21 protein-coding genes and 1 pseudogene are annotated in these 20,141 nt (G+C 58.3%); 9 read left to right on the top strand and 13 right to left on the bottom strand.

What is annotated here, in order from left to right; genetic code table 11:
• Positions 1–59: 59 nt before the first annotated feature.
• Positions 60–860: a phosphatase PAP2 family protein gene (locus KBP52_RS17195; protein WP_077570224.1), complete on the bottom strand. Its 801-nt coding sequence runs from the start codon at positions 858–860 to the stop codon at positions 60–62.
• Between the two features lie 105 nt (positions 861–965).
• Here KBP52_RS17195 and hslO point away from each other — a divergent pair, with 105 nt between their 5' ends.
• Both hslO and KBP52_RS17185 read left to right on the top strand, forming a co-directional pair.
• On the top strand, positions 966–1,868 hold the full coding sequence (gene hslO, locus KBP52_RS17190; protein WP_077570226.1) for an Hsp33 family molecular chaperone HslO: 903 nt from the start codon (positions 966–968) through the stop codon (positions 1,866–1,868).
• Positions 1,869–2,049: 181 nt separating this feature from the next.
• On the top strand, positions 2,050–3,591 hold the full coding sequence (locus KBP52_RS17185; RefSeq protein WP_007917942.1) for a phosphoenolpyruvate carboxykinase: 1,542 nt from the start codon (positions 2,050–2,052) through the stop codon (positions 3,589–3,591).
• A 117-nt stretch (positions 3,592–3,708) separates the two neighbouring features.
• Here KBP52_RS17185 and KBP52_RS17180 read toward each other — a convergent pair whose 3' ends face one another.
• The 7 genes and pseudogenes from KBP52_RS17180 to KBP52_RS17150 form a co-directional block, all read right to left on the bottom strand.
• Entirely contained in the window at positions 3,709–4,308 is a 600-nt protein-coding gene (locus KBP52_RS17180; protein WP_116029310.1) for a Fic family protein, read from the bottom strand.
• Positions 4,308–4,478 (bottom strand): YhfG family protein, encoded by a 171-nt coding sequence (locus tag KBP52_RS17175; RefSeq protein WP_007917944.1) that lies wholly within the window; start codon positions 4,476–4,478, stop codon positions 4,308–4,310. The genes KBP52_RS17180 and KBP52_RS17175 overlap by 1 nt, the downstream gene beginning before the upstream one ends.
• A gap of 137 nt (positions 4,479–4,615) precedes the next feature.
• A pseudogene (locus tag KBP52_RS30760) lies at positions 4,616–4,696 on the bottom strand (transcriptional regulator); the annotation flags it as partial.
• Positions 4,697–4,771: 75 nt separating this feature from the next.
• Entirely contained in the window at positions 4,772–5,071 is a 300-nt protein-coding gene (locus tag KBP52_RS17165) for a hypothetical protein (protein WP_116029308.1), read from the bottom strand.
• 323 nt (positions 5,072–5,394) lie between these two features.
• Positions 5,395–5,577: a hypothetical protein gene (locus KBP52_RS17160; protein ID WP_038359839.1), complete on the bottom strand. Its 183-nt coding sequence runs from the start codon at positions 5,575–5,577 to the stop codon at positions 5,395–5,397.
• A 47-nt stretch (positions 5,578–5,624) separates the two neighbouring features.
• On the bottom strand, positions 5,625–6,767 hold the full coding sequence (locus KBP52_RS17155) for a hypothetical protein (protein WP_212620612.1): 1,143 nt from the start codon (positions 6,765–6,767) through the stop codon (positions 5,625–5,627).
• Positions 6,768–6,861: 94 nt separating this feature from the next.
• Positions 6,862–7,137, bottom strand: coding sequence for a hypothetical protein (locus tag KBP52_RS17150; protein WP_122599488.1), 276 nt, complete (start codon positions 7,135–7,137; stop codon positions 6,862–6,864).
• Between the two features lie 303 nt (positions 7,138–7,440).
• On the opposite strand from KBP52_RS17150, the gene KBP52_RS17145 reads away from it, so the two are divergent.
• From KBP52_RS17145 to KBP52_RS17130, 4 genes are all read left to right on the top strand, one after another.
• Entirely contained in the window at positions 7,441–7,944 is a 504-nt protein-coding gene (locus KBP52_RS17145; RefSeq protein WP_116029305.1) for a polysaccharide deacetylase, read from the top strand.
• A gap of 180 nt (positions 7,945–8,124) precedes the next feature.
• Complete coding sequence (locus tag KBP52_RS17140) at positions 8,125–10,059, top strand: ATP-dependent DNA helicase RecQ (protein WP_212620611.1); 1,935 nt, start codon at positions 8,125–8,127, stop codon at positions 10,057–10,059.
• A gap of 128 nt (positions 10,060–10,187) precedes the next feature.
• The gene (locus KBP52_RS17135; protein ID WP_212620610.1) at positions 10,188–11,414 is read left to right on the top strand and encodes a 3-hydroxyacyl-CoA dehydrogenase; all 1,227 of its coding nucleotides are present in this window, start codon (positions 10,188–10,190) and stop codon (positions 11,412–11,414) included.
• Positions 11,415–11,632: 218 nt separating this feature from the next.
• The gene (locus KBP52_RS17130; RefSeq protein WP_093429993.1) at positions 11,633–12,058 is read left to right on the top strand and encodes a thioesterase family protein; all 426 of its coding nucleotides are present in this window, start codon (positions 11,633–11,635) and stop codon (positions 12,056–12,058) included.
• Positions 12,059–12,125: 67 nt separating this feature from the next.
• Here the strand turns inward: KBP52_RS17130 and KBP52_RS17125 are convergent, their stop codons facing one another.
• The 4 genes from KBP52_RS17125 to KBP52_RS17110 all read right to left on the bottom strand — a co-directional run bounded on the left by KBP52_RS17125 (position 12,126) and on the right by KBP52_RS17110 (position 17,100).
• Positions 12,126–12,608: a glycine zipper domain-containing protein gene (locus KBP52_RS17125; protein ID WP_077570246.1), complete on the bottom strand. Its 483-nt coding sequence runs from the start codon at positions 12,606–12,608 to the stop codon at positions 12,126–12,128.
• 327 nt (positions 12,609–12,935) lie between these two features.
• Entirely contained in the window at positions 12,936–15,284 is a 2,349-nt protein-coding gene (locus KBP52_RS17120; RefSeq protein ID WP_034151893.1) for an FdhF/YdeP family oxidoreductase, read from the bottom strand.
• Positions 15,281–16,120, bottom strand: a complete 840-nt coding sequence (gene fdhD, locus KBP52_RS17115; RefSeq protein ID WP_077570250.1) for a formate dehydrogenase accessory sulfurtransferase FdhD — start codon at positions 16,118–16,120, stop codon at positions 15,281–15,283. The genes KBP52_RS17120 and fdhD overlap by 4 nt, the downstream gene beginning before the upstream one ends.
• Positions 16,121–16,212: 92 nt before the next feature.
• Positions 16,213–17,100, bottom strand: a complete 888-nt coding sequence (locus tag KBP52_RS17110; RefSeq protein ID WP_077570252.1) for a LysR family transcriptional regulator — start codon at positions 17,098–17,100, stop codon at positions 16,213–16,215.
• Between the two features lie 136 nt (positions 17,101–17,236).
• On the opposite strand from KBP52_RS17110, the gene lysM reads away from it, so the two are divergent.
• Entirely contained in the window at positions 17,237–17,677 is a 441-nt protein-coding gene (lysM, locus tag KBP52_RS17105) for a peptidoglycan-binding protein LysM (RefSeq protein WP_016986405.1), read from the top strand.
• Positions 17,678–17,784: 107 nt separating this feature from the next.
• On the opposite strand, the gene yrfG is transcribed toward lysM, so the two are convergent.
• Entirely contained in the window at positions 17,785–18,447 is a 663-nt protein-coding gene (gene yrfG / locus KBP52_RS17100) for a GMP/IMP nucleotidase (protein ID WP_095120804.1), read from the bottom strand.
• 88 nt (positions 18,448–18,535) lie between these two features.
• Between yrfG and nudE the strand changes: the two genes are divergently transcribed.
• Positions 18,536–19,102 (top strand): ADP compounds hydrolase NudE, encoded by a 567-nt coding sequence (nudE, locus tag KBP52_RS17095; RefSeq protein ID WP_077570256.1) that lies wholly within the window; start codon positions 18,536–18,538, stop codon positions 19,100–19,102.
• 11 nt (positions 19,103–19,113) lie between these two features.
• Positions 19,114–19,941, top strand: coding sequence for a 3'(2'),5'-bisphosphate nucleotidase CysQ (cysQ, locus tag KBP52_RS17090; protein ID WP_212623137.1), 828 nt, complete (start codon positions 19,114–19,116; stop codon positions 19,939–19,941).
• Positions 19,942–20,141 lie beyond the last annotated feature (200 nt).

The following is a 20,141-nucleotide window of genomic DNA, read 5'->3' as shown; positions in this document are numbered from 1 at the left end:
TGTGGGAGCGAGCCTGCTCGCGAATCGAGGGCGCAGCCCTCGCCGAAGACAGCTCGGAATCAGGCGCTACGCACCACACTCATCCGCGAAACCAGCGGCAACTTGCCCAGCAGCGCAAAGATCGGCGCTGTCACTTTCAGCCAAAAGTTCGACGCATGGTAGGCAAACGGCGTGTAGTAACCCCAACCCAACGCCCACACCGCCAGCAGCACACCGCCGATGTAATCGTCCTGACCCCAATGCGCGCCGGCCACCAGGCGCGGCAGCATGAACAACAGCGCCAGGCCCCAGATCGTCACAAACTGGCCAACCGTGCGACTGAACACCCCCATGAACAATGCCCAGATCAGCAACACCGAAGCGTGGTCACCCGGGAAACTCTGGCCCGAGCGATCCTTCAGCTCCCAGGTTTTCTCCAAGTGCGGGAAGTAATCGCTGATATGCACCGCGCCTTCCAGCACCATCGACGGGCTGCTGTGCTGCCAGTCCATATGGTCGGCGAACTTGGAAAACAGCGCGCGGATCACCACCATCAACAGCAGGATCGAGAAAAAACCGAAAAACGCGCGACGCACGTCAATGGCCTTGAACACCCAGTCGCCCTTGATCAGCAGCGTCAACAGAATCAGGCCGACGACGATGTCGAACGGACGCAGACTTGCAATTGCCCAGATGTGGAGCCATATCGGGTTGCTGGCCAGCGGTGCATTGAGCGAGCGGAACAGCCACTCGTCGAAAATCACACACAGCGCGTTGCCCGTAGGCCATAACCAGAAAGCCAGTAGCGCCAACGGCACTACGTTGCACAGAACCAGCCGGCCGAGGTTCCACCTAGATTGGAACAAACCCGGATTGTTCATAAAATGCCTCCCATGGCAGAGCAGTCGGCACCAAAAAGAGTGCCAAGAAGCGCAAATTTTCACGTCTTGTAACCATTTTGTCACCACATTCAGATACCCAAAATTATGACCGAGCTAGCGGATACCGATTTCACCCAACGTTTCATCTTCGATGACAGCGATACGCGCGGCGAACTGGTTGCGCTTGAGCGCAGCTACGCCGAAGTCCTTGCCAAGCACCCGTACCCGGAGCCGGTAGCGCAACTGCTCGGCGAATTGATGGCGGCGGCCTCGTTGCTGGTGGGCACCCTGAAGTTCGATGGTTTGCTGATTCTGCAGGCACGTTCGGAAGGCCCGATCCCGATGCTGATGATCGAGTGCTCCAGCGAGCGCGACATCCGTGGCCTGGCGCGTTACGACGCCGAGCAGATCATGCCGGACGCGACCCTCGCTGACCTGATGCCGAATGGCGTTCTGGCCCTGACTGTCGACCCGACTGTTGGCCAGCGTTATCAGGGCATCGTCGACCTCGACGGCGAAACCCTCTCCGACTGCTTCACCAACTATTTCGTCATGTCGCAACAGGTCGGCACTCGCTTCAAGCTGTTTGCCGACGGCCGTCGCGCCCGTGGCCTGCTGCTGCAGCAATTGCCGGCTGACCGTCTGAAAGACGAAGAAGATCGCGCCGCCAGCTGGCAGCACATCACCGCGCTGGCCACCACCCTGACCGCCGATGAATTGCTCAGCCTGGACAACGAAACCGTCCTGCATCGCCTCTACCATGAAGAGCAGGTTCGTCTGTTCGATGTGCAGAAACTGCGCTTTCGTTGCAGCTGCTCGCGGGAACGCTCCGGCAATGCGTTGGTCAGTCTCGGTCTGGAAGATGCGCAGCAATTGGTGGTCGAACACGGTGGCAACATCGAGGTTGATTGCCAGTTCTGTAACGAGCGCTACCTGTTCGATGCCACGGATGTTGCTCAATTGTTCGCTGGCGCAGGCGTCGACACGCCGTCAGATACCCGGCACTAAAACGGTTCAGCGCAGGTAAATTCACTGCGTAACGACGGAATTTCGCCGTTACGACGGGAGGACCCTACTCTTTTTGGGCTTTTCTGGCATAATCCGGCCCACTTTTTTCGCGGTAGTAGTGCACGACTTTCTACTACAAAACGTTTGGAGCACACTCGGCCACTGGCCGACGGGGAACCTCATGACGCAAGCCAATAACGCCGTGTACACCGATCTGAGTGTTGATGATCTGGTAAAAGAAGCCCTGAACCGCGGTGAGGGCGAGCTTGCCGATACCGGCGCTCTGGTTGTTCGCACTGGTCACCGCACCGGTCGTTCGCCTGTTGACCGTTTCATCGTTGAAGAGCCTTCCACCCAGGCCGCTATCGCCTGGGGCCCGATCAACCGCAAGTTCCCGGCCGACAAGTTCGACGCGCTGTGGGCTCGCGTTGAGGCGTTCAACAACGCGCAAGAGCACTTTGTGTCCCACGTGCATGTAGGCGCGGCGGAAGATCACTACCTGGCCGTGAAAATGACCACCCAGACTGCCTGGCAGAATCTGTTCGGTCGTTGCCTGTTCATCAACCCGGCCCAGTACAACCCGGCCGGTCGTGAAGAGTGGCAAGTGCTCAACGTGGCCAACTTCGAGTGCGTGCCTGAGCGTGACGGCACCAACTCCGACGGTTGCGTGATCCTCAACTTCGCACAGAAAAAAGTGCTGATCGCTGGCATGCGTTACGCCGGTGAGATGAAGAAAGCCATGTTCTCCGTGCAGAACTTCCTGCTGCCGGCCGCTGACGTGCTGCCAATGCACTGCGCTGCCAACATCGGCGAAGAAGGCGACGTGACCCTGTTCTTCGGTCTGTCGGGCACCGGTAAAACCACCCTGTCGGCTGACGAAAGCCGTTACCTGATCGGTGACGACGAACACGGCTGGGGCGAAGGCGTGGTGTTCAACATCGAAGGCGGTTGCTATGCCAAGTGCATCGACCTCTCCGAGAAGAACGAGCCGGTTATCTGGAAAGCGATCAAGCACGGCGCTGTGCTGGAAAACGTTGTCATCGACGACGCCAAGCACGCCGACTACGCCGATGTCAGCCTGACCCAGAACAGCCGCGCCGCGTACCCGCTGGAGCACGTTGCCAAGCGTTCCGAGCACAACCTCGGTGGCGAGCCAAACGCTGTGATCTTCCTGACCTGCGACCTGACCGGCGTCCTGCCGCCAGTGTCGATCCTCAACGAAGAACAAGCGGCCTACCACTTCCTGTCCGGCTACACCGCACTGGTGGGCTCGACTGAAATGGGTTCGGGCAGCGGCATCAAGTCGACCTTCTCCACCTGCTTCGGCGCACCGTTCTTCCCGCGTCCGGCTGGCGAATACGCCGAGCTGCTGATCAAGCGCATCCGCGGTTTCGGCTCCAAGGTCTACCTGGTCAACACCGGCTGGACCGGCGGCGGCTACGGCGTCGGCAAACGCTTCAACATCCCGACCACCCGCGCGGTGATCGCAGCGATCCAGAGCGGCGCGTTGATCGGTGCAGCCACCGAACACCTCGACACCATTAACCTCGACGTGCCACTGGCCGTACCGGGCGTTGAAACCAACCTGCTCAACCCACGCAACACCTGGGCTGACAAGGCTGCGTACGACGAGGCCGCGAAAGCACTGGCCGGTCTGTTCATCGAGAACTTCAAGAAGTTCGAAGTGAGCGACGCGATCAAGGCTGCAGGGCCGAAGTTGTAAGATTGGTTTGTAGCGAATGAAAAAGCCGCCCTTTGGGGCGGCTTTTTTGTGGGCGAAAACAAGACTAACTGGCAATATTCCCGCAGAAAATGGCCTTAACTACCAGAATACTGCCACTTAAAGAGCCAGCTTTTCGCCAATGCAGCGCTCAAAGATCGCCACTAGCCCCCGATAATCACATGACACAGCATCAATGTTTGCTGGGACCCAAGCGTCATCTTTAACCAGCCACCAATCGACTGGGAAGCCTGCGTTAATAATGATTTGTTCAAATAATAGGCGTTGCGCTCGGCCATTACCTTCGCGAAAAGGATGGATGACATTCAAATCGCCATAAGCCTCAGCGATGTTCACCACAAGTTCTGGTTTGCCCATTCCCGCGAACCACGCCGAGCGCTCCATCACGCTAAAGATTTTTTGCGCTTCTGGAAGAATTCGCTCTGCAGTGCAGAAAAATGTTTGTCCCTTTTTGATGTTAACGGTACGCAACTGCCCGGCCCAATCGTAAACATCGCAAAAAAGAGTTTTATGGGCGTGCTGCAGGACACTTAAATCATAAGGAGGGGGGAGAAGACGAAATCGACTGATCGCGATTTCCGAGAGCTCTCGCTCTGCTTTTTGCAGTTCTTCTTCAGAGTGGATGTCGAGCAAGTTACGCAGAACATCACTATGAGGGTAGCAATAGGGGTCTTGTCCGACCCCATATTTGTCCGTCATTAACGTGCAGTCTGACGATATTTTTCAATGACCGATTCCCTTGATGGAAGCGGTTTCTCGGCATCGGCACGGCTGGTATCGAAACCTTCCAGACGTAAGCTCGCCAGATAGTTTGACCGGCGTACTTTGTCGTAATAAGCCTGCTTCTGCTGGAACGTCAATTCGCTCATTTCATAGGCCTCTTGGTGCAGGACTCCAGTGTAGCGCAATCGTGTGGAGTGATAGGTCGGGATTTTCGATCCTTAAAGCGAGGCTGTTCATCGAGAGTCTGTTGGTTTTTTTGAATCATTTTGCCAGCCTTGGATATACGCGATGGTGCACATTCACCACGCAGAATTTCGTCCATTTCTCGCACGCTTTCCATCAGCTCATCAAAGAATTTGCTCATGGTTGCTCCCATGGTTGATTACCGTTTTTTTGATCGCTCTTACAGAGTGTAAAAGAGCGATACGATCACTCGATTTCAGGCTGGAGCCTTCCAGTTGAGCATCTGCTGCTGTGCGACTTGCAGCAGGTCACAGCCATCCTGCGTCAGCAGATAGAGGGCGTGGGTGATGTGGGGGATGTCTTCGACGTCGGCTTGTTTGAAGCTGAGGCAGTAGAGGGTGCGTAGCAGATCGGCGGAGGCGCGCAGGCGCTGGACGGCGCATTCGAGGATGTCTTGGGGGTTGACCTGGGTGTCGATGAGCAGAGGCTTGGTGTCGGTGAGGTTGGATTCGAGTGGGCGGTAGCGATCGGTGGTGAATTGATTCCATGTTTTCATTATTTTTGCCTCGTTTTTTGCGTCATGAGAATCCGCACCCACCGTGACCAAGCGATAGGTGGCGGACTGCGTTCGGGTTGGTCAACCGATGAGGCATTCACAACCGGCACGCCCGAAGGCGTCCCGAACACAGCCGCCATTAAGCGTGCTGACACAAAAAAGCGCCAGCAGCATACAACGACTGTGAATGCACATCTAATACGGGTGACCAAGCCCGAGTCGCTGAATTGGCAGCGACAGTCACGACTATAGAGACGAGCTACACGACGGCGATAGAAGACAAGGAGTCTGTCCTTGTAGGAACAGGACGTAGATTCAATAGGTCATTGCTGACAATCCTTCAGACGTCTTAAACGAGCGCGTTTATCTGCCATCAGTTTCCTGCTTACTTCATCGGAAATGCTTGGCCGAGGATCATCAATGCTGGCTTGGACCTGCCTGATGAACCATGCCTCGTAGGTTTCCTCGTCGCTAGCCTGCTCCGATTCATCGCTCGTACTGTTCATCGTTCTATTTCCTTCTTGGTTAAAAACCTATCGGTCGCCGCTCCGCCTCAACCAATAACCCGATACGCCGCCACATCCAGCACACTCGTCGTTAGCCCCGTAGCCGGCGCGTAGATCGCGCCTTTCACCGCCGAAAACGGCACGCCTTTGCTGCCCAGCGAAACATAGCGCTCACCTTTATCCAGTTCGGTGAAGTAGGTGTAGGAAATGCTGTGCATCTGCTTGTAGCGCGCTTCGTCGGCGACGATGGCGCCCGTCAGGCGCAGCAGATCTGTTTCGCTCAGGTTCAGGGTTTTGTTTAGTTGTACGCCCCAGCGCTTGAGGCAGGTTTCGGCGAGGTGGCGGACGATGCGGCCAGGTTCGACCAGCGCTTTCAGGTCGCCGCTGTTGGTGGGTACGCCACCGTCAGCTGTGGCGTTGCCGGCCATGGTCGCGTGGCGGCCGGCCATCGGGTAGACGCAGGTTTTGGTGCCGGTGGCGGTTTGCGGAATGACACAACTGAAACCTTTGGAGCGTTCATCGCGGGCATAGAAGGCGACATATTCTTTGACGTTGGCGCCGAGTTTGACGCGCGCATCCTGGAAGTTGCCGATTCCCGGGACTGGATCAAGGGCGAATATATTCACCGGGATATTGTTAAGTTGAGGATCATTTAACATCGCATTGGCCAGCATATGGCAACTTATCCCGCCGCGACTCCACCCCACTAGATTGACCTGAGTGGGAATAACGCCATCCTTGCGAAATGTCTTGATGATCTGCTCCTGTAATTTCTGTTGGGTCACGCTGCGATCACCGTAGTTATATTTACGCCAGAACCACGAACCCTCGACTTTTACATCTTCAATAGGAATGCCGGCGGCTTTGAGGCGGTTGTATTCTGCCTCGGTCAGTTGCTCGCGCTGCCAGTCGCATTTGCCCTTGATGACATTTAGGGCATGCGCCACGTTTTCTTCCCAGCCTTTGCCGAACAGTGTGCCGGACAGACCGTACTCCTTGGTCTTGGTGAACAGGTCGTCAGCTTGCAGGTTACCGCTGCCGGGTCCGTCGACGACGATCCATTCGGCGAACTCGCGGCCGGTATGGTTGGAAGCCAGCGTGGAAACCAGTTCGCCGTCCCAGAAATTTTCATGGGCGGTATCGAACTTGTTGGAACCCGTACCGCAAAAAAATATAGTTAAAACTGTCATGGTGTTGCTCTCGTTTAGTTGTAAGAGCAAACAAGTTAGTGTGAGTTTCATATATAAATAAAGAGTTCTGGTGTTTCCGAGTTTGTAGCAAATTTTAGTTATATGTTGTTTGTGGTGGTTTTTGTTTGGCAACTTCAAGCAAGTCGCAACTGTCCTGTACCAGTAAATAAAGGGCGTTGACGATGTTGGGGATATCCTTCACGTCAGCCTGTTTGAAACATAAGCAGTAGAGCGTTTCCAGCAAATCACCGGCCGCGCGTAAACGCTGATCGGCGGCATTGATCAGGTCGGTCTGGCTGGAGTGGCTGTCGATAAGCAGTACCGGGTTTTCGCTGTAGCAAGTCTTGAGTGGGCGATAGCGGTTGATCATGGTGAGGCGTGTCCTGTTCGAAGGCGCTGGGGCGGGCCGGTGCAGTGTATGCAGCCGCGGCGGCCACTATAGAAGGGCGTTTCTCTGTGGGACAAGACAGCCGCAATGGACAGTATTCGTAGGGGGTTTTCCGTGTTTTGAGGAAATGCCCTACGTGTTTTCGCAGCTTTTTCAGGCCAAAACCCTTAGGCGTAATAATTCCTACGTGATTGTCAGGCGATTCGCGGTAAACCGCTGTATCGTGCGCGCCAGAATCTGTAGGGCGTTTCCAAACGTCTGACACGCGCTTAAAGGGAATTAGGTATGCACTGGCTACGAATGGCCGCAATTTTATTGCTCGGGCTGGGCACTTGCCGTTTGGCCATGGCCTCGGACGTTGGCAATGCGTGGGTGCTGGATCGCCTCGATCGCACCGATTGGCCGGAGGCACTCATCAGCCAGGCGAGCGTGGACACGGCGTCGCGTGGTGAAGTGTTGATGTTCGCCAAAGCGCTGTTGGCCAGCGAAGCGCTGGATGAAGAGGGGCTTGAGCAGCGACTCGGTGTGCCCCACGTGCAGCTGAAGTCGATTCGCCACGTGCGCGACGGCCTCTGGGAGGGATTGCTGAGCACCTATCGCAACGCCAGTCAGAACTGTGATGAGCAACTGTTCTGTCCGCGTGTGCGCAGCGTCGCTGATCTGCGTCAGTTGGCGGCGGCATTCACCGGCGACATCAGCCCGGCCCATGCGTTGTGGGCGAGCAAGAGTCAGGGCGTGCATGAGCAGATGCTGAATGAGCAGTTGCGGGTGGCGGTGTTGCGCCCCTGAACTTCAGGATTTTGTATTGTTCTGAGTGGCCTCTTCGCGAGCAGGCTCGCTCCCACAGGGACCGTGGTGTTCAAGTAATCGCTGTATCATTCCGAATCGATTTGGCCCCGACCTTTTCTCGACTCGCTGCGATCGCCCGCTAGGCTGTTGGCATGGCAGCAGTCAATGGAGTGACAGCGAATGCACAACACCCTGGAACAGGTTTTTGGTTTTCCACAGTTTCGACCCGGGCAAGAAGCCGCGATCAGTGCGGTGCTGTCCGGGCGTTCGGCGGCGGCGATTTTTCCTACCGGTTCCGGCAAGTCGATTTGCTATCAATTGCCGGCGCTGCTGCTGCCGCACCTGACGTTGGTGGTCTCACCGTTACTGGCGTTGATGCAGGATCAACTGGCCTTCTTGCAGCGTCATGGCATATCCGCAGGCAGTATCGATTCGGCGCAGAGTCGCGATGATGCCAATGACGTGATGGCCCGCGCCCGTTCGGGTGAATTGAAGATTTTGATGATCTCGGTGGAGCGCTTGAAGAACGAGCGTTTCCGCAACTTTCTGCAGCAGGTGCCGATCTCGCTGCTGGTGGTGGACGAGGCGCATTGCATCTCGGAATGGGGCCACAACTTCCGCCCCGACTACCTGAAGTTGCCGGACTATCAGCGCCAGTTCAACATCCCGCAAACCTTGCTGCTGACCGCTACGGCAACACCGAAGGTCATCGCTGACATGCAGGCCAAATTTTCTATTGCTGCCGACGATGTGGTGACTACCGGTTTCTACCGGCCTAACCTCAATCTGTTAGTCGAACCGGTGCGCGGCCAGGACAAGCGCCGGCGTCTGGTGGAGTGGATGGCCGAGCGGCCGGGGCAACCGAGCATCGTCTACGTGACCTTGCAAAAGACCGCTGAGCACATCGCTGAACACCTTGAGCGCAACGGCATTCAGGCAGAGGCGTATCACGCGGGTTTAGCCCACGACAAACGCGAAGCGATCCAGAAACGCTTCATGGCCGGGCAATCCAATTGCATCGTCGCGACCATCGCGTTCGGCATGGGCATCGACAAGAGTGACATCCGCAATGTCGTGCACTTCGACCTGCCCAAATCCATCGAAAACTACAGTCAGGAAATCGGCCGCGCCGGCCGTGACGGGCAGCCGTCGGACTGCCTGGTATTGGCCAATCGCGACAGCCTCAATGTGCTGGAAAACTTTGTATACGGTGATACGCCGGAGCGTGATGGCATTCGCTATGTACTCGACGAACTGAAGGCCTCGGTGCCGGAAGGGCAGTGGGAGTTTCTGCTCGGGCCGCTGGCGGATCAGAGCAATATTCGCGCATTGCCGCTGAAGACCTTGCTGGTACAACTGGAACTGCGCGGCTTGATCGCGCCGCGCTACGCCTATTACGCCGAATACCGTTTCAAATACCTGCTGGAACCCGAAGCGCTGCTCGAGCGCTTCGACGGTGAGCGCAGGGATTTTGTCGGCGCGATCATTCAGACCTCGCCTCGTGCGCGCACCTGGGCCACGGTGAATTTCGAGGCGATGTATTCGCAATATTCCGCCGAACGCAATCGAGTGGTGAAGGCGCTGGATTACTTTCAGGAAAAGGGCTGGGTCGAGCTGGAAAGCAAGCAGATGACCGAGGTCTACAGCCTGCTGAATAGTGACTTTGACAGTGATGCCCTGAGCGCTGAGCTGCATGACTATTTCACCCGGCATGAGCAGGCCGAAGTGGCGCGCATCCACGCGATGCTTGAGGTTTTTGCCACCGAGCGTTGTCTGGGTTATCGCCTGGCCGAGTATTTCGGGGATCGCAATGCGCCTGAGCGGTGTGGGCATTGCTCGGTGTGTCATGGCCAGGTTGCACGGTTGCCGGCACCACCGGAGTTGCCAGCGCTTGTGGATAAAAACTTCGCGACGCTGTGTGGTGATTTTATCCACAGGCATGAGCAGCACACCGGGGTGATTCCGTCGGCGGAGCGGGTGACGCGGTTCCTGTGCGGGATCAGCGTGCCGTTGTTCACCAAGCTCAAGGCGCGCGCTATTCCCGGGTTTGCTGCGTTGGAGGAATATCCCTACGCCGAAGTCCGCAGATGGGCTGATGATCATTTGCTCGGTTGAGCAAGAGCCCACAAAAGCGGGGCTTTATCCATCCGCTGAATGTCGATCATCACGGTAATAAACTTCAAAAACCGTCGTTGGCTGACTATGGTTGAGGTCTGTCTTTGGATCGCCAACAAGAGAACAACATGAGCCAGACATCCTTCGATATTCAGCAGGCTGCGGTGATCGGCGCGGGCACCATGGGTCGGGGCATTGTCATGTGCCTGGCCAATGCCGGGGTGAGCGTGCAGTGGGTGGATAACAATCCACAGATGCTTGAACAGGCACTCGCCAGCGTGGCCGAGACTTATGCACATAACGTGCGCCAAGGCCGGATTGATCAGGCCGAGGCGGATGCGCGTATCGCACGGGTCAGTGCGGCGGCGGATTACGCGGCGATTCGCAATGTCGATCTGGTGATCGAGGCGGTGTACGAAAATCTTGAGCTGAAGCAGAAGATCTTTCGTGAACTCGATGGCTTGCTCAAGCCTGAGGCATTGTTGGCGAGTAATACCTCGGCGCTGGACATCGATGCGATTGCTGCCGCGACAAGGCGTCCGGAGCAAGTGTTGGGGCTGCATTTCTTCAGCCCGGCGCACATCATGAAACTGCTGGAAATCGTGCGCGGTGCGCAGACTTCGGCGGCGGTGCTGGAAGCGGCGCTGGCTCTGGGCAAGCGCATGGGCAAGGTCAGTGTGGTGTCGGGCAACTGTCACGGTTTTATCGGCAACCGCATGCTGCATCCGTATGTGCTGGAGGCGCGCAAGATGTTGCTGGAAGGCGCTTATCCACAGCAGGTCGATGCGGCGCTGCAAGGTTTCGGTTTTGCCATGGGGCCGTTTCGCATGTATGACGTGGTCGGCATCGATCTGGAATGGCGTGCGCGCGAATTGGCCGGCAAGGGTCAGGATGCGCCAGAGGTGCAGGTGGACAACCGCTTGTGCGAGCTGGGCCGGTTCGGGCAGAAGTCCGGCAATGGCTATTACCATTACGAGCCGGGCAGTCGTCAGGCTGAGCACGATCCTGAGGTTGATGCGCTGGTCCTGCAGGTCAGCGAAGGGCTGGGCTTCCAGCGCCGCGAGATCGGTCCGGAGGAGATTCTGGAGCGCAGTTTGCTGGCGTTGGTCAATGAAGGCGCGAAGATTTTGCAGGAAGGCATTGCCGAGTCTGCGCATGACATTGATCTGGTGTATCTGAACGGCTACGGCTTCCCGGCGGACAAGGGCGGGCCGATGGCCTGGGCGGATCAGCAAGGGCTGGCGGATATTCATCAGCGCTTGCTGGCGCTGGAAACGCGGCAGGGTGATCAGTGGAAACCGGCGCGGTTGATTGGTGAGTTGGTGGCGCAGGATAAGGGGTTTGCTCAAGTGTAATGTCGCGGCCAAAATCGTTCCCCCTCACCCCAGCCCTCTCCCCCAGGGGGAGAGGGGGAAGGGAGCCGATCTGCGTGGGTTTCAGCATCTGAGTTCGACTCGAAGGATCAGGTCGGTGTATTTCGAGAGAACACCTCGGTCAGTCCCCTCTACCTTTGGGAGAGGGCTAGGGTGACGGCAAGCGGCCTCACTGAAAACACAAGAGAATCAGCCCAACCATGTCCACCCCTCAGCGCACCGACTACCCCCACTTCCAGCCCATCACCACGCGCTGGCACGACAACGACGCCTACGGTCACGTCAACAATGTCACCTACTACAGCTTCTTCGACACGGCGGTGAACACCTACCTGATTCAGGTCGGTGGTCTGGATATCCATGACGGTGAGGTGGTGGGGTTTGTGGTCAGTTCGGCGTGTGATTACTTTGCCTCGATCGCCTTTCCGGATCTGATCGAGATCGGTCTGCGGGTCGGCAAGCTGGGCAACAGTTCGGTGCAGTACGAATTGGCGGTGTTCAAGGTCGGTGAAAGCGAGGCGTGTGCGGCCGGGCGCTTCGTTCACGTATTCGTCGATCGGGCGAGTAATCAGCCGGTGCCGATTCCTGCCGAACTGCGCCAGGCACTGGAATACCTGGTGGTGTAAACGGCAAAAAAAATCGCAGCCCTTGGGCTGCGATTTTGCTTTACCGGCCAGCGAGGTGTTTGAGACCTCAGTCGCGATAGTGCTTGTGATGTTTGCGGTGGCCATAAGCGTGGCCGCGGCCCGGGTGACGGTCGCGGTAATAACCACGGTCACGGTCACGACCGCGGTCGTAATGACGATCGTCGTCATCGCTTTTGTTACCCATATAGTTGCCCAGCGCGCCACCGGCGCCGCCACCTGCTGCGGAGCCGATCAGGCTGCCGGTGGTGCCGCCCATGCTGCGGCCGACTACGTTACCGCCGGCTGCGCCCAGCGCACCACCGATGGCGGCTTCGCCACGGCTGCGCTTGTCGGCGCCGACCGCACTACCACCCGCGCCGCCCAAGGCTGCGCCAATGGTGGAACCTGTATTGCCGCCTAAGGACTGACCGACGACCGAGCCAAGAACCCCGCCCAATGCGCCGCCCACACCTGCTTCGGTGGTGCCGCCTGCAGACGCCAAACCACTGACCAGGCCAAGGGACAACAAGAGAATCGAGGAGAACTTCATAGATGAGCCTCAAAGGGATGACGGCGCCGATCCTGAGGCTGTGTGACAAGCGTGACAATCGAAATCCGACGAATAACACGACTTGTATACAACTTTGCAAGTTGCTGTTTTTTCACCGGAACTTAACTGTTTTTTGCCGGTCTTTAGCTACTTCGGACAGGCCGCTTTTGTGAAAAAGCGGCCTTTTTTGTGGGCGGTTGAAAGCGTTTGAGCTTAGAAAGGTATTGTCTGAACCAACGCCTTCGCGAGCAGGCTCGCTCCCACATTTGAAATGCATTCCAATGTGGGAGCGAGCTTGCTCGCGAAGTGGCCGGTTCTGACATCGCGTTACGCGGATTTGGCCATGATCAACCCGGTCTCACTCGCCGCTTCCAACCGAATCGCAATGAACTTCGACGTCGGTGTATGGCTGCCATCCCCGGTGCTTTCCAGCGGCACCAGCGGATTCACTTCCGGGTAATAAGCTGCCGCTTGTCCCGCCGGAATATCAAATGCCAGCAGCGTGAAGCCCTTTACCCGACGCTCGCGGCCATCATCCCACAGCGAAACAATGTCAGCCTTCTGCCCCGGACGGAAGCCCAGACGAATGATGTCCGCCTCATTGGCGAACAGCACATCACGCTGGCCCTTGACCCCGCGATAACGGTCGTCGAGACCATAAATCGTCGTGTTGTACTGATCGTGGGAGCGCATCGATTGCAGGATCAGGTCCGGCAGTTGTCCGGTCGCGCGGGTGCGCTCGTGCACAAGATCTTTCGGCAGCATATTGGCGCGGAAATTGGCCCGGCCCGATGGCGTGTTCCACTTGCGTGCGCCGGCGCTGTTGCCGAGGTAGAAACCGCCCGGGTTTTTGATCTTCTCGTTGAATTCTTTGAAGTTGGGAATGGTGTCGGCGATCAGTTCGCGGATGCGCCCGTAATCGGCCACCAGCCAGTTCCAGTCCACCGGTTTGCTGCCCAGCGTGGCGGCAGCGATACCGGCGATGATCGACGGCTCGGAGCGCATCTGGTTCGACAGCGGCTGCAACTGACCGTTAGAGGCGTGCACCATGCTGAACGAGTCTTCCACGGTGACCGCTTGCGGGCCTTCGGTCTGGATGTCGATGTCGGTACGACCGAGGCACGGCAGGATCAGCGCGTCTTTACCGTGAGCGAGGTGGCTGCGGTTGAGCTTGGTGCTGATCTGCACGGTGAGGTCGCAATTGCTCAGCGCTTCGAACGTGCGCGGACTGTCCGGCGTGGCTTGGGCGAAGTTGCCGCCCAGACCGATGAAGACTTTGGCGCGACCTTCGGCCATCGCATGGATCGCCTCGACCACGTTGTGGCCGTTGTGGCGCGGCACCTTGAACTGGAAGCGTCGTTCCAGCGAATCAAGGAACGCCACCGGCGGACGCTCGTTGATGCCCATCGTGCGGTCGCCCTGCACGTTACTGTGGCCGCGCACCGGGCACAGGCCTGCGCCCGGTTTGCCGATGTTGCCGCGCAGCAGCATCAGGTTGGCGATTTCCTGAATGGTCGGCACCGAGTGGCGATGCTGGGTGATGCCCATCGCCCAGCACATGATCACGTTCTTGCCTTTGGCGTACATGCGCGCGGCTTGCTCGATCTCGACAAGAGTCAGGCCGGATTGCTCGACGATCTGTTCCCACGGTGTGTCATCGACCACGCCGAGATACTCCAGCACGTTGGCGCTGTGGGCATTGAGGAAGTCGTGATCGAACACGGCGGGTTCGCCAGCCTTCTGCGCGTCGCGCTCCCACTGCAGGAGGAACTTGGCCATGCCGCGCAGCAGCGCCATATCGCCACCGAGGGCCGGGCGGAAATAGGCGGTGTTGGTCGGCTTGTCACCGTTGGTGAGCATTTCGATCGGGTGTTGCGGGTGCTGGAAACGTTCCAGACCGCGTTCTTTCAACGGGTTGATGCACACCACTTGCGCACCGCGCTTCACCGCTTCACGCAGGGGTTCGAGCATGCGTGGGTGGTTGGTACCCGGGTTCTGGCCCCAGACGAAAATCGCGTCGGCGTGTTCGAAATCGTCGAAGGTCACGGTGCCTTTACCGACGCCAACGCTTTGCGCCAACGCCACACCGCTGGCCTCGTGGCACATGTTCGAGCAATCAGGGAAGTTGTTGGTGCCGTAAGCGCGCACGAACAGTTGATACAGGTACGCCGCCTCGTTGCTGGCGCGACCCGAGGTGTAGAACTCGGCCAGATCCGGGCTCGGCAGGCTTTGCAGGTGTTTGGCGATCAGCGTGTAGGCGTCGTCCCAACTGATCGGTTTGTAGCGATCGGTTTCGGCGTCATACACCATCGGCTCAGTCAGGCGACCCTGATACTCCAGCCAGTAGTCGCTCTGCTCCAGCAACGAAGTGACGCTGTGCTTGGCGAAGAACTTGGCGTCTACGCGGCGCTTGGTGGCTTCCCAGTTCACCGCTTTTGCGCCGTTCTCGCAGAACTTGACCATGCCGCTTTCCGGCGAATCGCCCCACGCGCAACCCGGACAGTCGAAGCCGCCGTTCTGGTTGGTCTTGAGCATCATGCGCAGGTTTTTCAGCGCGTTATCGCTGGTCAACCATGCCTGAGCCACACTGATCAGGGCACCCCAGCCGCCGGCGGCACCTTTGTAAGGCTTGTAGCGCGGGACAGGTTTCTGGTCGGCTTGATGATGTTGGCTCACGCTTGATTCTCCATCGCGGGGCTATACACCCGCGGCGCACTTTTCTGCGGCAGGTGGATGAGATTGAGGTTGTGTCGACGGGCCCATTGCACGGCAAGGCCCGTGGGCGCGGACAGGCTGACTAAAGTCTGGATGCCGGCGCGCAAGACTTTCTGGATCAATTCGAGGCTGCAACGGCTGGTGACAATCGCCAGGCCGCCTTCTGTGGATATCTTTTGCCGGATCAGTCCGCCGATCAGCTTGTCGAGGGCGTTGTGCCGGCCGATGTCTTCGCGGCCGAGCAGCAATTCGCCGCTGGCATTCATGAACACTGCCGCGTGCACCGCGCCGCAATGTTGACCGAGCGGTTGGAACGCACCGATGCGCTGGCGCAAACCGTCGAGCCATTCGATCGGTGGTAACGCTGCGCCGGCCAGGACTTTGAGATCTGGCAGCGCTTGCTCCACCGCTTCCACACCGCACAACCCGCAACCGCTGGTGCCAGCCATTTGCCGACGCTGTTGCTTGAGGTTCCAGAACGCACGGTTGGCGATGGTCACTTGCGCGTATTGCGCAGATCCAGCGCCGGTCAGTTGCAAGTCATAGATGTCGGTCGCGTCCTCGATGATGCCGCTGCCGAGGCTGAAGCCGACGATGAAGTCTTCAAGGTCGGTCGGTGTCACCAGCATCACCGCCTGACTGATGCCGTTGTAGGCGATCGCCAACGCGACTTCCTCGGCGAGCGCAGTGCTGGCCGATTCCTCGCGGGGCAAATCGCTGTAACTGTAGGTCTGGCTGGCGGCAGGCGCGGGCGTTTCAATTGCAGGCGCCGCGCAGGCTGGGCGCTTGGCGTTCATGGCATCACCGACGGTTTGATCAACGTTAAGACTAGGCGCGGCAAGTTGTCGCGTCTAATCGCTAGTGTCGATCTATCGATAGATGCCGTCGATCAAGAGGCTGTTGGTGATTCTCGATACAGCGCGAAACAGGCCTCCGCCAGCGCCGAGCGTGGCGCTCCGCGACGCATGATCAGGCCCAGCGGGGCGAGGGTTTGAGCGTTTTCGATGGGTTGCAGGCGCAGGTGGTCGGTGAGTTTTTCCAGACCACCGTCGAGCGGCATGATCGCGCAGCAGAACCCACCGTGCACGGCTTGTAACAATTGATGCACGGCGTCGGTTTGCAGCAAGGGTTGCGGGGTCAGACCACGGCTGTGGAAGTTGTGGTCGATGGACTGACGAAAATGCATGCCGCTGGTGAGCATGCCCAGCGGCAGCTCGATCAGTGACTCCCAACTCAACGGAGCATCGCCGAAGGTAAAGGTGCGCTGATCGTAGAGCAGGCCCATGCGCGTTTCACTGAAGGCCAGGGATTCGAAGCGCTCGTTATCCAGTCGATCAAGATAAGACACGCCGAGATCGATGCGGTTGTTCGCCAAATGCTCAAGAATTTGCTCGGAACTCAGCGCCGACATTTCAAAACGCAGATTCGGGTGGGCGCTGTGCAGGCGTTGCATCAACGGCAGCGGATCGAAACTCGACAGTGGCACCACGCCGAGTCGCAGCGTGCCGATCAGGTTGCCGCGACACGCTGCCGCTTCGGCGTGCAAGCCGTCATAGGCCGCCATCACCGAACGTGCCCACGCCAGCACCCGCTCGCCCGGCGCGGTGAAGCCTTCGAAACGCTGGCCCCGGTTGACCAGTGGCAGGTCGAGCTCTTCTTCAAGGCTGCGCAGGCGCATCGACAGGGTAGGCTGGGTGATATGACAACGCGCGGCGGCCTGGCCGAAGTGGCGGGTTTCGTCGAGGGCGATGAGGAATTTCAGCTGCTTGATGTCCATCTTCGCTCCGGGCGCTGGCAGGGGTGGGCGATTCTACCGCTTGCGCGGCGGCAGGGTCATTGGTCGGCTTGGAACCGGGTTTGTCCGTCGTGGTCTAGGCTTGGACGTCTGGAACCCAAATCAAGGAGTGTGCGCTATGAGTCTTTTGAGCTTTGTGAAAGAAGCCGGTGAGAAGCTGATCGATCTGCTAACCCCGGGCAACGCCAATGCCAGTGAGCAGTTGAAGGAACACATCAGCAAGGTCGGTCTGGGCAATCCGAATGTTCAGGCGACGGTGGATGGCGACAAAGTGACCGTCACCGGTGAGGTTGCGAGTCAGGAAGAGAAAGAGAAGATTCTGCTGGCGGTGGGCAATATTGCCGGGGTTGGCAGCGTGGATGATCAGATCACCGTGAGCGGGCCAGTTGTCACTGCCGCACAATTTGTCGTGGTCAAGTCGGGTGACACCCTTAGCGCGATTTCTCTGCGTGTGTATGGGGATGCCAACAAGTATCAGAAAATTTTCGATGCCAACAAACCGATGCTCAAGGATGTGAACAAAATCTATCCGGGGCAGACACTGCGTATTCCTGAGTAACCGATAAAACGCTTTCGTCGGAACGCCGCCCGGAGCAGGCTCGCTCCCACATTGGATCGCATTCCAAATGTGGGAGCGAGCCTGCTCGCGAATGGGGCAACTCGGAATCAAAGCCCTGCAATCAAATCCCGATAATCCTCAACCGCCGCAAACTCAGCCGTGTCCTTCGGCCCCTTGCGGCTGTCCGGCTCTTTCACCGCCAACAAATGCGCCACACCAAAATCCCGCGCACTGCGCAGAATCGGCAACGTATCGTCGATAAACAGACTGCGGGCCGGATCGAAGCCGATGTCCGCCTGCAAGGCATCCCAGAACTGCGGGTTCTCCTTGGGAAACCCGTAATCATGCGAGCTGATCAGCCGTTCGAAATACGGCGCCAGCTCAATCCGCTCAAGCTTCAGCGACAGTGAATCGCGGTGCGCGTTGGTGATCATGATCACCCGTTTACCGGCGCGTTTGATCGCTGCCAGAAACGTATCGGCATCCGGCCGCAGGGCGATCAGGTGCGCGGTTTCCAGCTTCAATTCCCGCACCGACAACTTCAGTTCGGCACTCCAGAAATCCAGGCAATACCACTGCAGCTGGCCGGCGTGGCGTTCGAACAACGGCTGCAATTCCATCTCGGCCATGGCCCGGCTGACCCCGTGCAGTTCGGCGTAGCGCTGCGGCAGGTGTTCCAGCCAGAAGTGATTGTCGAAGTGCAGATCCAGCAGCGTGCCGTCCATGTCGAGCAGAACGGTATCGATGTCGGACCACGGTAATGAAGGCATGGCAACGTCTCGAACGGTAGAAAGATATCCGACATAAACAATCGGGAAAGCCGCGTTATAGTAGCGCGTTCACGCCAAGGAGCTTTGCATGCGCCAGAAACCCACCGTACTTGCCCGCGAGATCGTCGCCACCAGTCGTCTGTTTTGCGTCGAAGAACTCAAGCTGCGCTTTTCCAACGGCGTGGAACGCACTTACGAGCGTCTGGTCGGCAAAGGTGCGGGCTACGGCGCGGTAATGATTGTGGCGATGCTGGATGCTGAACACGCAGTGCTGGTCGAGGAATACTGCGGCGGTACCGATGAGTACGAACTGTCCTTGCCTAAAGGTTTGATCGAACCGGGCGAAGACGTATTGGCAGCCGCCGAGCGCGAACTCAAGGAAGAAGCTGGTTTTGGCGCGCGGCAACTGGAACATCTGACCGAGCTGTCGCTGTCGCCCGGTTACATGAGCCAGAAGATCCAGGTCGTTCTGGCTACCGATTTGTACGAAGAGCGGCTGGAAGGCGACGAGCCCGAGCCGATGCGTGTCGATAAAGTGAACCTGCGCGAACTGTCGTCGCTGGCGCTCAATCCGCAATTTTCCGAAGGTCGCGCCCTGGCCGCCCTGTATTTGACCCGCGATCTGCTGACCCAGCGCGGATTCTTCCCAGCATGAGTGAAGTGTCGATGAATTTTCCCCACCCGTTGATGGCGCCGGTCGTTGAGCTGGCATTGCAGGCTGGCGAGGTGACTTTGCCGTTCTGGCGCTCCAGCGTTGAAGTCACGGCCAAGTCCGATGACTCGCCCGTGACGGCGGCGGATCTGGCCGCGCATCACCTGATTGTCGCCGGTCTGACGGCGCTGGATGCGAGCATTCCAGTGTTATCGGAAGAGGACGCCAACATTCCCCAGAGCGTACGCGCCGGCTGGCAGCGCTGGTGGTTGGTCGATCCGCTGGATGGCACCAAGGAATTCATCAGCGGCAGTGAAGAGTTCACCGTCAACATCGCGTTGATCGAAGACGGTCGAGTGGTGTTTGGCGTGGTGTCGATGCCGACCAATGGTCGTTTCTACGTTGGCGGTGCCGGGCTTGGCGCATGGCGCTGCGACAAGGGCGGCACGCCGGTTGCGATTCAGGTACGCGATGTGCCGGGGCCGGGTGAGGCGTTTACCGTGGTCGCCAGCCGTCGGCATTCGAGTCCCGAGCAGGAGCGTCTGCTGGCCGGGCTGAATGCGAGCCTGGGCGAGTTGCAATTGGCGAATATTGGCAGCTCGCTGAAATTTTGCCTGCTGGCTGAAGGCGCGGCGGATTGCTATCCGCGACTGGCGCCGACTTCGCAGTGGGACACGGCGGCGGCGCAAGGTGTGCTGGAAGGTGCGGGCGGTGAAGTGTTGGATCTGCGCGGGGAAGCGTTCAGTTATCCGGCGCGGGAATCGCTGCGCAATGAGTTCTTTTTGGCGCTGCCGGCGAGGGCAGCCTGGCGTTCGCGATTGTTGGAGTTGGCTCGCGGTTAAGTCGGCTGATCCGGCATCCCCTCACCCCAGCCCTCTCCCCCAGGAGAGGGAGCCGACCGAGTTGTCTTGCGTCATACATCGACCTGAAAGATGAGGTCGATTATGGATTCAGCAAAGCGCCATCAGGTCGGTGTACGTCTGAAGCATCCCCCAATCAGTCCCCTCTCCCTCGGGGAGCGGGCTAGGGTGAGGGGCTTTTG

Source organism: Pseudomonas sp. SCA2728.1_7 (assembly GCF_018138145.1).
Lineage (GTDB): Bacteria > Pseudomonadota > Gammaproteobacteria > Pseudomonadales > Pseudomonadaceae > Aquipseudomonas > Aquipseudomonas koreensis_A.
The sequence above is the reverse complement of the archived record's forward strand: the minus strand, read 5'-3'. Positions and strand labels throughout refer to the sequence as shown.

Excerpts from the sequence above, each read along its gene's own strand:
- KBP52_RS17195 (WP_077570224.1), bottom strand. The coding sequence starts at position 860 with ATGAACAATCCGGGTTTGTTCCAATCTAGGTGGAACCTCGGCCGGCTG.
- hslO (WP_077570226.1), top strand. The coding sequence starts at position 966 with ATGACCGAGCTAGCGGATACCGATTTCACCCAACGTTTCATCTTCGAT.
- KBP52_RS17185 (WP_007917942.1), top strand. The coding sequence starts at position 2,050 with ATGACGCAAGCCAATAACGCCGTGTACACCGATCTGAGTGTTGATGAT.
- KBP52_RS17180 (WP_116029310.1), bottom strand. The coding sequence starts at position 4,308 with ATGACGGACAAATATGGGGTCGGACAAGACCCCTATTGCTACCCTCAT.
- KBP52_RS17175 (WP_007917944.1), bottom strand. The coding sequence starts at position 4,478 with ATGAGCGAATTGACGTTCCAGCAGAAGCAGGCTTATTACGACAAAGTA.
- KBP52_RS17165 (WP_116029308.1), bottom strand. The coding sequence starts at position 5,071 with ATGAAAACATGGAATCAATTCACCACCGATCGCTACCGCCCACTCGAA.
- KBP52_RS17160 (WP_038359839.1), bottom strand. The coding sequence starts at position 5,577 with ATGAACAGTACGAGCGATGAATCGGAGCAGGCTAGCGACGAGGAAACC.
- KBP52_RS17155 (WP_212620612.1), bottom strand. The coding sequence starts at position 6,767 with ATGACAGTTTTAACTATATTTTTTTGCGGTACGGGTTCCAACAAGTTC.
- KBP52_RS17150 (WP_122599488.1), bottom strand. The coding sequence starts at position 7,137 with ATGATCAACCGCTATCGCCCACTCAAGACTTGCTACAGCGAAAACCCG.
- KBP52_RS17145 (WP_116029305.1), top strand. The coding sequence starts at position 7,441 with ATGCACTGGCTACGAATGGCCGCAATTTTATTGCTCGGGCTGGGCACT.
- KBP52_RS17140 (WP_212620611.1), top strand. The coding sequence starts at position 8,125 with ATGCACAACACCCTGGAACAGGTTTTTGGTTTTCCACAGTTTCGACCC.
- KBP52_RS17135 (WP_212620610.1), top strand. The coding sequence starts at position 10,188 with ATGAGCCAGACATCCTTCGATATTCAGCAGGCTGCGGTGATCGGCGCG.
- KBP52_RS17130 (WP_093429993.1), top strand. The coding sequence starts at position 11,633 with ATGTCCACCCCTCAGCGCACCGACTACCCCCACTTCCAGCCCATCACC.
- KBP52_RS17125 (WP_077570246.1), bottom strand. The coding sequence starts at position 12,608 with ATGAAGTTCTCCTCGATTCTCTTGTTGTCCCTTGGCCTGGTCAGTGGT.
- fdhD (WP_077570250.1), bottom strand. The coding sequence starts at position 16,120 with ATGAACGCCAAGCGCCCAGCCTGCGCGGCGCCTGCAATTGAAACGCCC.
- KBP52_RS17110 (WP_077570252.1), bottom strand. The coding sequence starts at position 17,100 with ATGGACATCAAGCAGCTGAAATTCCTCATCGCCCTCGACGAAACCCGC.
- lysM (WP_016986405.1), top strand. The coding sequence starts at position 17,237 with ATGAGTCTTTTGAGCTTTGTGAAAGAAGCCGGTGAGAAGCTGATCGAT.
- yrfG (WP_095120804.1), bottom strand. The coding sequence starts at position 18,447 with ATGCCTTCATTACCGTGGTCCGACATCGATACCGTTCTGCTCGACATG.
- nudE (WP_077570256.1), top strand. The coding sequence starts at position 18,536 with ATGCGCCAGAAACCCACCGTACTTGCCCGCGAGATCGTCGCCACCAGT.
- cysQ (WP_212623137.1), top strand. The coding sequence starts at position 19,114 with ATGAATTTTCCCCACCCGTTGATGGCGCCGGTCGTTGAGCTGGCATTG.